This window comes from Marinovum algicola (assembly GCF_900109145.1).
Taxonomy (GTDB): domain Bacteria; phylum Pseudomonadota; class Alphaproteobacteria; order Rhodobacterales; family Rhodobacteraceae; genus Marinovum; species Marinovum algicola.
The window spans coordinates 39,178-50,009 of the sequence record NZ_FNYY01000029.1; the positions used below are offsets into that span (position 1 = coordinate 39,178).

The 10,832-nt window shown below is 69.5% G+C and carries 9 protein-coding genes; 4 read left to right on the top strand and 5 right to left on the bottom strand.

Annotated elements, in window-relative coordinates:
• Positions 1–72: 72 nt before the first annotated feature.
• The gene (locus BMW90_RS23610) at positions 73–2,781 is read left to right on the top strand and encodes a S8 family serine peptidase (RefSeq protein WP_074839916.1); all 2,709 of its coding nucleotides are present in this window, start codon (positions 73–75) and stop codon (positions 2,779–2,781) included.
• 354 nt (positions 2,782–3,135) lie between these two features.
• Positions 3,136–4,788, top strand: coding sequence for a calcium-binding protein (locus BMW90_RS23615; protein ID WP_083416188.1), 1,653 nt, complete (start codon positions 3,136–3,138; stop codon positions 4,786–4,788).
• Here BMW90_RS23615 and BMW90_RS23620 read toward each other — a convergent pair.
• Genes BMW90_RS23620 through BMW90_RS23630 form a run of 3 tightly spaced genes read right to left on the bottom strand, consistent with a single transcriptional unit; the run spans position 4,764 to position 7,935 of the window.
• Complete coding sequence (locus BMW90_RS23620; RefSeq protein ID WP_074839920.1) at positions 4,764–5,930, bottom strand: AGE family epimerase/isomerase; 1,167 nt, start codon at positions 5,928–5,930, stop codon at positions 4,764–4,766. The genes BMW90_RS23615 and BMW90_RS23620 overlap by 25 nt on opposite strands.
• Positions 5,927–6,736 (bottom strand): hypothetical protein, encoded by an 810-nt coding sequence (locus BMW90_RS23625; RefSeq protein ID WP_074839922.1) that lies wholly within the window; start codon positions 6,734–6,736, stop codon positions 5,927–5,929. Before BMW90_RS23625 ends, BMW90_RS23620 begins: the two co-directional genes overlap by 4 nt.
• Positions 6,737–6,741: 5 nt before the next feature.
• Positions 6,742–7,935, bottom strand: a complete 1,194-nt coding sequence (locus tag BMW90_RS23630) for an acylneuraminate cytidylyltransferase (protein ID WP_074839924.1) — start codon at positions 7,933–7,935, stop codon at positions 6,742–6,744.
• Positions 7,936–8,058: 123 nt separating this feature from the next.
• On the opposite strand from BMW90_RS23630, the gene BMW90_RS26830 reads away from it, so the two are divergent.
• Positions 8,059–8,274, top strand: coding sequence for a hypothetical protein (locus BMW90_RS26830; RefSeq protein WP_074839926.1), 216 nt, complete (start codon positions 8,059–8,061; stop codon positions 8,272–8,274).
• Positions 8,271–9,377: a DUF6716 putative glycosyltransferase gene (locus BMW90_RS23640; protein ID WP_074839928.1), complete on the top strand. Its 1,107-nt coding sequence runs from the start codon at positions 8,271–8,273 to the stop codon at positions 9,375–9,377. Before BMW90_RS26830 ends, BMW90_RS23640 begins: the two co-directional genes overlap by 4 nt.
• On the opposite strand, the gene BMW90_RS23645 is transcribed toward BMW90_RS23640, so the two are convergent.
• Together BMW90_RS23645 and BMW90_RS23650 are read right to left on the bottom strand one after the other, a co-directional pair.
• Positions 9,347–10,120 (bottom strand): sulfotransferase family 2 domain-containing protein, encoded by a 774-nt coding sequence (locus tag BMW90_RS23645; protein WP_074839930.1) that lies wholly within the window; start codon positions 10,118–10,120, stop codon positions 9,347–9,349. The two genes, BMW90_RS23640 and BMW90_RS23645, sit on opposite strands and share 31 nt — an antisense overlap.
• On the bottom strand, positions 10,117–10,832 hold a 716-nt coding region (locus tag BMW90_RS23650), incomplete at its 5' end, for a glycosyltransferase family 2 protein (protein WP_074839932.1). The genes BMW90_RS23650 and BMW90_RS23645, both read right to left, overlap by 4 nt.

The following is a 10,832-nucleotide window of genomic DNA, read 5'->3' on the forward strand; positions in this document are numbered from 1 at the left end:
TCAATCCCGGCCGGGGCCCCTCGTGTGGCGCCGGACCGCTATTTGAAAACGTCACCCTTCGGGAGCGCAGGCATGGTTGCGTCAACCAATCCACTTTACACTCAGCAATGGCATTTCAATCTCATCGGCGACATCGAGGCGATCTGGGCCGATTACACCGGCAGCGGCGTGACCGTCGGCGTCTATGACGACGGCACCGAAGCGGCGCATGAGGACCTCGACGGCAATTACGACAGCACGTTGCACTACATGGGCCTCGGGGCCGACGACGGCCAGCCCAACAGCGCCGCCGACGGCCATGGCACCTCGGTCGCCGGGATCATCGCGGCCGAGAACAATTCCCTCGGCGGGGTCGGCGTGGCCTTCAATGTCACCATCGCCGGGGTCGACCTGCTCAACGATGTCTTCGCCCAGGGCAATGACGTGAACAACGACGCCCTGCGGTTCATGGAAACCTTCGACATCACCAACAACAGCTGGGGTTACACGCCGACCTACGAGCAATTCCTCAACCTCAGCGACCCCGGCAGCGTCGCCGGCCAGGAGGGCGCGGCCTTTGCCCATGCGGCAGAGAACGGCCGCGGCGGGCTGGGCACGATCATCCTCAAGGCGGCGGGCAACGACACCCTCAACGCCCAGGGCGAGGGCCACAACAGCCTGCACCAGGTCATCACCGTGGCCGCCGCCGGCCAGAGCGGCGAGATCGCCAATTATTCCAACTGGGGGGCCAACCTGCTGATCACCGCGCCGGCGGCCTCGGTCACCACCGATCTCGAGGGCAGCGGGGGCTACAGCCCGGACAATTACACCGACACCTTCGGCGGCACCTCGGCGGCGACGCCGGTGGTCTCGGGGGTGGTGGCGCTGATGCTTCAGGCCAACCCCGATCTCGGCTGGCGCGATGTGCAGAACATCCTGGCGATTTCCGCCGCCCATACCGGCTCGGCCTATGGCGGCAGCGGCAGCGGCTCGGAGGTGGGCGACTGGCTGGCCAATGGCGCCGGCAACTGGAACGGCGGCGGCATGAGCTTCCACCATTCCTATGGCTTCGGCATGGTCGATGCCTTTGCCGCGGTGCGCATGGCCGAGGTCTGGGACCTGCTCTATGCCGATGCCGCCACCAGCGCCAACCTGGAGGTGCTCACCGCCAGCTACAGCGGCGCGCCGGTGGCGATCACCGACAACAGCACCGCCTCGGTCACCCTCAGCGTGACCGAAGGCGTGATCATCGAGCATATCTATGTCACCATCGAAGGCAGCCACACCTATATGGGCGACCTGACGATCCAGCTCGAATCCCCCACCGGCGAGATCTTCGACCTGTTCCTGAACGAGCTGGGCAACAACGACCTCAACGGCACCTGGGTGTTCGGCGTCTCCGGCGCGCTCGGGGTCAGCTCGGTCGGCGACTGGACGATCCACATCACCGACAACGCCAATTTCGATGAGGGCTCGCTCACCGGCGTCGAGTTGGAGTTCCGCGGCGCGGATGCCACCACCGATACCGTGCACCACATCACCGGCGATTTCACCGACTACCTCGCCCAGGAGGCCGGGCGCGGCACCATCGAGGACAGCGACGGCGGCACCGACTGGCTCAACATGGCGGCGCTCACCGATGCCATCGCGGTCACCCTGGCCAGTGGCGCGGCGATCACCGTGGGCGGCACGCAATGGGCCAGTATCGGCAGCGGGCTGATCGAGAACATCGCCACCGGCGACGGCAATGACACCGTCACCGGCCTGGGCGACGACAACCATATCGTCACCGGCCGCGGCAATGACCGGATCGACGCCGGGGCCGGCGACGACACCATCGATGCCGCCCAGGACGACGACCTGGTCCTGGCCGGAGCCGGCAATGACAGCGTCGATGCCGGCGGCGGCGCCGATACCGTCGACGGCGGCGCCGGCAATGATTCCATCTTCGGCGACTGGGGGGCCGACAGCCTGACAGGCGGCGCCGGCAATGACACGCTGATCGGCGACAGCGCCTTCGACACGCTCGAGGGCGGCGATGGCAACGACAGCCTGGTCGGCGGCACCGGCGCCGACAGGCTCGACGGCGACGGCGACAATGACACCCTGCTGTCGAACACCGGGGTCGACACCGTCTTCGGCGGCGCCGGCGACGACTGGATCAGCTCGGGCAATGGCGCCGACATCATCGACGGCGGCGAGGGCGACGATTTCGCCATCGGCCGCACCGGCACCGATTCCATCAATGGCGGCGCCGGCAACGACAGCCTCTACGGCAGCGCCGGCATCGACACGATCACCGGCGGCACCGGCGACGATTACGTCTCGGCCGGCTCGGCCTGGGATCTGGTCTTCGGCAATTCCGGCAACGACACGCTCGAAGGCAACTTCGGCAGCGATTTCGTTTCCGGCGGCGAGGGCAACGACTCGATCCTCGGCGGCACCGGCGACGACACCCTGGCCGGCGGCGACGGCAGCGACACCATCCTCGGCAACCAGGGCCGCGACGTCATCGATGGCGGCACCGGCAACGACCTGCTGCGCGGCGGCACCCTGGCCGACGAATTCCACTTCGGCGTCAATGGCGGCACCGACACGATCCAGGATTTCGAGAACTTCCAGGACGCGCTGCACCTCGACGCCAGCCTGGTCGGCGGGCGCACCGACGGCCAGGACATCGTCGATACCTATGCCACCGTGGTGGGCAGCGACACGGTCTTCACCCTGGACGACGGCACCACCATCATCCTCGAAGGCGAAACCGACCTGACCCTGCTCTACGACAACGTCTTCGTGGTCTGAGCCCCGGGCGGCGGCCCCGGCCGGGGCCGCGGCTTTCTCCTTCCCCTTGCCCGCAGCGGCCGCCCTGCCCGGCCGCGCGCCCTTGTCCTCCCCCCGGGCCGCGCTTTGGTGCCTCCCGGGAGGCCCCTCCCCATCCTTTTGAATATGTGACCCGGGCGTCCGGAGAGGTCTGGCCTGTACGGTCAGTATCGCTGCCCGCCGCCCGCCTAGCCGGCTGACCGTAAGCAGGCCGCGGCTCGCCTGACGGGCGCTGTCCCGTACCCCTCGCCCCGGTCAATTGTCCAAAGCCATGGGGGCGCCTGTCCGGCTGGTTCGGAAAAGCGCCGAAGGCTCAGATACGGACAGGTCAGCAGAATGCGAGTACGAGTACATACCGCCACAAACGGCATCAGCCAGATCCATACTTATGGAGGGGGCCTCGAAAATCAGGTGAACCACTGGGAAAACCTGGGCTTCGAAACCATCACCGAGTTCTCTCACGGGCACCATGCCCGCGCCGGGGGCGGCTCTGACACGTTCAACTTCGTCGATATCGACAACGTCCGGGACACCATCGTCGGCCGGCTGGAGGATTTCGATCCCAGCCGCGACGAGATCCGGATCGAGGGTGTGCTGCTCGATCTGAACAACCTGCCCGCCAATGTGCGCGTCGTCGCCTTCAACGGCGCGCATAACGATCCCGGCACCGCGCCGCAGCCCTGGCTGCTGATCGAGACCCCGGCGGGCGGCCATATCTTCTATGCGCTCGAAGGCGCGCGGATCGACATGAACGGCAACGGCGGCTCGAACGGCCACCAGCACGAGCAGCATTTTCTCACCCTGCCGCACATGCCGGATTTCGACACCCTGCCCGACATCGACTTCGTCGATCCGGTCAACGTTGTCCCCGAGGGGGTCACCGCCGACGGCGGCCTGGTGATCAACGACGTCGACACCGACGAGGACGAGGTGCTGGCGGTGATCACCGGCAGCGCGGCCGGCGATGCGATCGGCGCCGGGCTGAACGACGACACGGTGCATGGCCAGCAGGGCAATGACGTGATCTGGGGCGGCAGCGGCTCTGACGCGGTCTTTGGCGGCGAGGGCGCCGACAGCCTGCACGGCGGCAGCGGCGACGACCTTCTGGTCGGCGGCAACCAGGCCGACAACGGCCGGAGCGACGCCGGGGCCGACCTGCTCACCGGCGGCGCCGGCAGCGACGAGATCCGCGGCGGCGGGGGCCATGACACGCTCGAGGGCGGTGACGGCCATGACCGCCTGGTGGGCGACTGGGGCGCCGATTACCTCGCCGGCGATGCCGGCAATGACACGCTGATCTCGAACTCCGGGGTCGACACCGTCCTGGGCGGCGCCGGCGACGACTGGATCAGCTCGGGCAATGGCGCCGACATCATCGACGGCGGCCGCGGCGACGATTACGCCATCGGCCGCAGCGGCACCGACATCATCGACGGCGGCGCCGGCAACGACAGCCTGTTCGGCAGCGCCGGGGCCGATACGATCAGCGGCGGCAGCGGCAATGATTACGTCTCGGCCGGCTCGGCCTGGGATGTCGTCTTCGGCGATTCAGGCCATGACACGCTGGAAGGCAATTTCGGCAGCGATGCGCTCTCCGGCGAAGGCGGCAACGACAGCCTGCTGGGCGGCACCGGTGACGACACGCTTTCCGGCGGCGCCGGCAATGACACCCTCCTCGGCAATCAGGGCCGCGACATCCTCGATGGCGGCGCCGGCGACGACCTGCTGCGCGGCGGCACCCTGGCCGACGAGTTCCACTTCGACCTCGGCGGCGGCACCGACACGATCCAGGATTTCGAGAATTTCCAGGACGAGCTGCATATCGCCACCGGCCTGGTGGACGGGATGACCGACGGCCGTGACATCGTCGACACCTATGCCTCGGTGGTGGATGGCGACACGGTGTTCGACTTCGCCGATGGCACCACCCTCATCCTCGAAGGCCAAACCGACGTGGCCGCGCTTTACGACAACGTCTTCGCGGTCTGATCCACCGCGGGCGGCGTCAGGCCGGCAAGCCGGCCGCTGTCATGGCACAGGAAGGCCTCGACCAGGTGATAGAAGGTCGAGGCCGGCATGGTGTCGGAGACCAGCGCGCCCTTCCCGTCGCGCTGGTCGTACCATCCGCCCGGCACCGGCGTCTCGAGATAGCCCGCCCGGATCCGCGCCAGAACGGCCTCGGGGCGCAGCCGCTCCGGCAGGTCCGCCCCCGCCCCCTGCATCAGCCGCGCCGCCCGCAACAGCTCGCTCTGCGGCCAGAGCCGGAAGCTGGCCTGCCCCGCCACATCCGGCAGCAGGCCCCCGGGCGACAGATGCGCCGTGGCGGCGGCGAACATCGCCTCGGGCGGCGGCAGCGGCGCGCCCCCTGCCCCCTCCGGCAGATCCAGCGCCTGCCAGCCCGCCTCGAGCGCGATCCACTCCACCAGATGCCCCGGCTCTTCGCGCTGATCCGCGCCGGTCAGCGGGCGCAGACCGGCATCGTAGAATTCCAGCAGCCGCAGATCCGCCCCCAGGAAGGTCTCGGCCATCAGCCGGCGGCAGGTGGCGGCGCGGGCGGCGAAGCGCGGCGCGCCGGTGGCACGGTAGAGCGCGCACATCGCCTCGAAGAGATGCATATGCGGGTTCTGCCGCCGGGGCAGGCGCCGGGCGGCGCATTCGTGCCAGCCGCGCGGCGCGGCCAGCCGGTCGAGGGCGCCCTCGAGCCTGGCGATCTCGGAGCTGACATCCGTGCCCGCCGCCGCCAGCCCGGCCGCCGCCAGCAGCACGAAGCTGAGATCATAGAGATCATGCGGCGCCGTGCGGATCGTCAGATCCGGCGCCAGCCAGCTGGCCAGGTTGCCGCTGCCGGGGGCAAAGCCCCGGGTCATGACAAAATCGAACAGGCCCTCGGCCCGGGTCCGGAGATCGGCGGCCAGCGCCGGGCAAACCCCGGGCTGGCGGGCGAGCGTGGCAAAGGCATAGGCCTGGCGCGCCTGCACCCTGAGCCGCCGGTCGAGATCGCGCCGTGGCCGGCCGGCATGGTCCAGCGCCTCCCAGACGGTTCCGGTCGCCGCGTCCCAGCCGGCGCCGGTCCAGAGTGGCACCGCCTGGTCCAGCAGCCAGCCCCGCAGCCCCCCGGGCGCGGCGCTCACCGGCCGGGCCCGCGGCGGAACAGCCCGCGCCGCAGCGCCGCGCCGCGGCGCAGCAGCTTGAGCAGGGCAATCGGATAGACCCCGGCCCAGCCGGCCCAGTCATCCACCGGATTGGCCCGCGGCCGGCTGTCCAGCGCCGCGCCCTCGCGCGCCGCGGCCAGCGGCAACAGATCGGCCAGCGCCGATTGCGCCGCCGTGCGCTCCAGCCGCAGATCGCCCCGCGCCAGCAGCATCTCGAGGATCGCCCGGTCGAGATCGGGGTTGTGCAGATGCGCATCCGGCCCGGAGGCCGCCATGCCGGGCTGCATCAGCGCCCGGTGGTGCCGCCCCGGCGTAAAGAGATAGCGCGCCCCGCCGGAATAGAGATCCATGCCCGCCACCAGCACATGCCGCGCCCCCAGCCCATGTGCCGCCAGCACCGCATAGGTGCCCGACATCGGTTTGCGCTGATAGCGCGCCATCAACGCCTCGACCCCGCGTTCGACCGCCGTATCGCGGAACCGGAGCGGGTGGTAGAGATCGCGGAACCGGCGCATGCCCGCCTTGACGACCTTCGGGTTGTGGCTGGTCCAGCCGCGGATGTCGTATTCATCGCGGCAGCGGTGCAACGTCTCGAACATGAAGGGCGCGACCCGGGGATCGCCGGCGATATAGGCCATGTCGACCCGTCGGCCGAGATGAAACTCTTGTTCGAAAAAGAAGTTGTTGGTCCGCAGCACCGCATCCCCGGCCAGCACCCGCCCCGGGGCGATGCAGCCCAGCGAATGGCCATTGCCGGCCACCACGCAGACCCGGTCTTCGAACATGGGCCTCACACCCGGGCCAGCAGGGCATCGCACATGGCCCGCAGCGCGCCGCGCCCGCCGGGCTGCGGCAGCACCCAGTCGGCCATGCCCAGGATCTCCGGATGGGCATCGCCGGGGCAGGCCGAAAGTCCGGCCCGGGCCATCGCCGCCGCATCGTTGACGTCATTGCCGACATAGAGCAGCTGGTCCCAGCCCAGCCCCTGCCCCGCCAGCCAATGCTCCAGCGCCGTCACCTTGTCGTCGACCGACTGGTGCACCTCGATCTGGAGTTTCGCAGCGCGACGCTCGACCACCGGGTTGCGTTCCTTCGACAGGATCATCAGCTGCCAGCGCCCGGCCTTGCGCAGCATCTCGAGCCCCATGCCGTCGCCGCGCGAGGTCATCACCGCCTCGCGGCCGGTCTCGTCGGTGAGCACCAGGTTGTCGGTATGCACCCCGTCGAAATCCATCACCACCGCGGCAATGCCATCGGCGCGACAGCCCAAGCCTTCGCTGCCGCCGCGCAGCACCGCGATCTGCGCACAGAGCGCCAGGTCGTCCAGGCTGTCGATCTCGACCGGCGGGTGATCCACCGGCGCCAGCGCCACCGGGCCGCAGAAGCGGCGGCCGACGCGGGCAAAATCCTCGGCGCGCACGCAATAGACCGCGCCGCTTTCGCGAAAGGCCGGTGGCAGGTCCTGACGGCGCTGGCGCGGCTGGCGCTCGTCGTGGTTGGTGCCGCGGCCGCGGCCCTCGGCATCCAGGCTCCAGAGAAAGGAATGGTCCTCGATCACCGAGAGCGCGCAGGCCGCCGCCTGCTCCTCCATCGCCGCGAGGCAGGCCTCGATATCGGCGCCGGTGGTGAAGGGCGAGGTGCATTGCAGAAAGACCAGACGGTCCACCGGGAGGCCCTGCCCCGCGATCACCTCGAGCGCATGCAGCCAGCCGCTTTCCGAACTGGCGCCATCGCCCGAGATCCCGGTCGGCCGGTCGATCACCTCGGCCCCGAAACGCCGGGCCTCGGCGGCAATCGCGGCATCGTCGGTCGAGACATGCACCGCCGTCACCGAAGGCGCCGCCCGGCCGGCCCGCACCGCGCGCGCCACCAGCGACAGCCCGCCCACGGCGCGCAGGTTCTTGCCGGGCACCCCCTTGGAGCCGCCGCGCGCGAGGATCACGCAATGGGTTGCAGGGCGTTCGGGCGCATTCTGGGCTGACACGTCGACAGGGCTTTCTTCTGGCTGGCATCCCGGGGCGCGACGTGCCCGGAGTGCCGCAGCGTTTACAAAAAATCTCGTGCTGTGTACACGCAGTGCCGAGACAAAACCAGACGAGAGCAGCCCATGCTTGCACGCCTCAAGGCCACCCTTCTCGGGAAATGGCTCTATCGCCTGTCGCGGCATGACATCTTTGGCGCGCCGCTGCGCTGGCTGCTGGATCTGGGGGTCGCCGAACAGCTCGATCCCGCTCATTGGAAGGTCGCGAACCGGCAACACAATGCCCGTCAGGCGGCGACGCTGGCGGCGTTCCGCACCCGCGCCGGGGGCGCGGGCCAATGAGCGGCACCCCGCGGCTGCTGCTCACCTTCTGCGACGATTCCACGCTGATCTTTGCGGTCCGCCTGCGGGCGCTGCTGCGCGCCGCCGCGCCCGAGGCCGAGATCACCCTCGGTTGCTACCTGCCGGAACAGGCGCTGTCGCTGCGCCAGCTCGAGATGCTGGTGCCCGAGGCCGACTACGTGCTGTTCAACAGGGAGACGCTGATCGAGGCGGTGCAGGCGGGCCTCTACGACGCGGTGCTCACCAGCCGGGTGTTCCGCGCACTGGCCAACTTCCTGCGCACCCCGGCGCTCAAGCATCTGCGCCACCGGACCCAGGTGATCTCTTTCCTCGGCGGTCTCGATTTCTTTCCCGAGCGCGGCTATGCCAACCGCATGCCCTGCGACGGGGTCTTCCTGTTTCCGCAGAGCGACACCCGGAAGTTCGCCGCCTGGGCCCGCGAGCAGGCGGCGATCGACAGCAATGTCACCGCGCCGCTGGTGGATTTCGGCCATCCGACCTTTCTTGCCCCCACGCTGACCCCGCCGGAGGATCTGGACACACGGCGCGACATCTATTTCTTCGCTCAGGCGATCTCGCCGCTGACCCGGCGCGGCCGGCTGCATGTGCTCGAAGCCATGGTGGCCCTGGCCGAGGCCAACCCCGACCGCCAGGTCTGGATCAAGCTGCGCCACCTGCCCGACGAGAACACCCGCCACCTGCACCGCGAGCGCCACGATTACCCCGGGCTGCTCAAGGCGGCCTTTCCCGAGGCGCCGGCCAACCTGCGCCTCACCGCCTGCCCGATGGACGAGGCCACGGAACAGGCGGCGCTGGGGATCACCTGCACCTCGACCGCCGCGATCGACCTGATCCGCGAAGGCGTGCCGACGATGGTCTATCTCGATTACGTCGATGCCTACATGGACCCGATGTCGGCGGCGATGCGGCGGCTGTTCGAGGGCAGCGGGGTGATCACCTCGCTCGACGACCTGCTGCATCTGCGCACCCGGGCGCCCGAGCCGGACTGGGTGGCGCAGATGTTCTGTCCGCGCGATCTGGGCCAACGGGTGCTGGCGATGGTCGCCGCGCTTCAGGACCGCGCGGCGTCCGCGTCGGGATAGAACAGCCGGAAATCCTCGGCATAACGCGCCTTGATCCGGGCCAGGGTCTCCGGCGCCAGGGTCTCGGCGATCTCGGCGCCGGCGTGTTGCTGGCGGACATTGCGTTGCAGCATCGGCCCGATGTCCCGGCCGCAGCGCATGCGGATTTCGCGCCGGACATGCGCCCAGTCGGCCTCGGCCTCCTCGACCCGCCCGACAAAATCCGGCAGCACCCGGCCGCGCCAGGTGACGATCGCGGATTGCGCCCGCAGGTGGATTTCCGTCCCCGCCTCGGGGGTGCGGGCCACCACCTCGACGAAGGCGTCGAAATCCATGCCCGGGGTGATGCCCATGTCGGCCATGCCGGGCAGCAGCACCGGATTTTCCACCACCTTGTTGTGCCAGCAGGAATAGAGCCGCGCCACCGGGTGGCGCACGAAGGTGAAGCTCCAGCCGGCCCGGGTGGCGGGGTGCAGCGCATAGGTCGCCGGGCGCATGCGCTGCACCTTGTGGCGCGCCTGTTCGCCCCAGAAGGCATCCTTGGAGGGGATGTGCCCCGAAGGCGAGCTCAGCCCGAAGGCCGAGGCCAGCGCGGTGCGGATCGAGGAATTGGCCGCCTTGCCGATGCGGAAATAGCCGATGCCGCCCTCGGGCAGCCACATCACGTGGCGCTCGACGCCGGGATTGATCCGGCGATAGACCGCCCAGGCCCATTGCCGGGGCAGGGAGGGCGTGGGGGTCTGCGGCATCTGCGGAGCGGTCATGGCGCATCGGCCTCCTGTGGCTGACCGGGTACCTGGCCACGGGCAAAGGCCAGCAGCCGGCCGGGGCCGCCGATCCGGTTGCGATAGCGCAGGGCATAGAGCAGGCGCATCACCGGCGCCCAGCGGCCGAAGACCCGTTTCAGCATGGCCAGCCGCGCCCGCATCAGGTCGGCGCGCTGCCAGTTGTCGCCGGTGCTCTCGGAGGGGTGCCGCCCGACCGCCACCGGCAGCGAGACGCCGCCAAGCCCGGCCTTGAGCGCATCGGTGACAAAGACATATTCCTCGCCCAGGCCAAAGCGCGCGCCCAGCCCGAACTCGGGGTCGAAGCGCAGCCCGGCGGCCTCGACGGCGCTGCGGCGCACGATCAGCTCGGGCGCACAGACCCGGCCGGCATTGAAGTGATGCAACCGGTGACGGCGGCCGCGTGGCCCGGCGCCGGGCAACCGGTCGCTGCGCCAGCCGGCGGCGAAATCAAGCGCCGGATCGGCGGCAAAGGCCCGGCTCAGGGCGCGAAAGCCCTCCGGCTCGAGCGTCATGTCATCATCGGCAAAGACCAGCAGCGCGCCGGTGGCATGGTCGAAGGCGGCATTGCGGCTGCGCGACAACCCGACGGAGCCCAGCACATGCACCGCCACATCGGCGCGGGCAGCAATCTCTTCGGGGCAGGGGATGCCCCGGGGCATCTGCACCAGCACCAGGTAATCGACCCCGG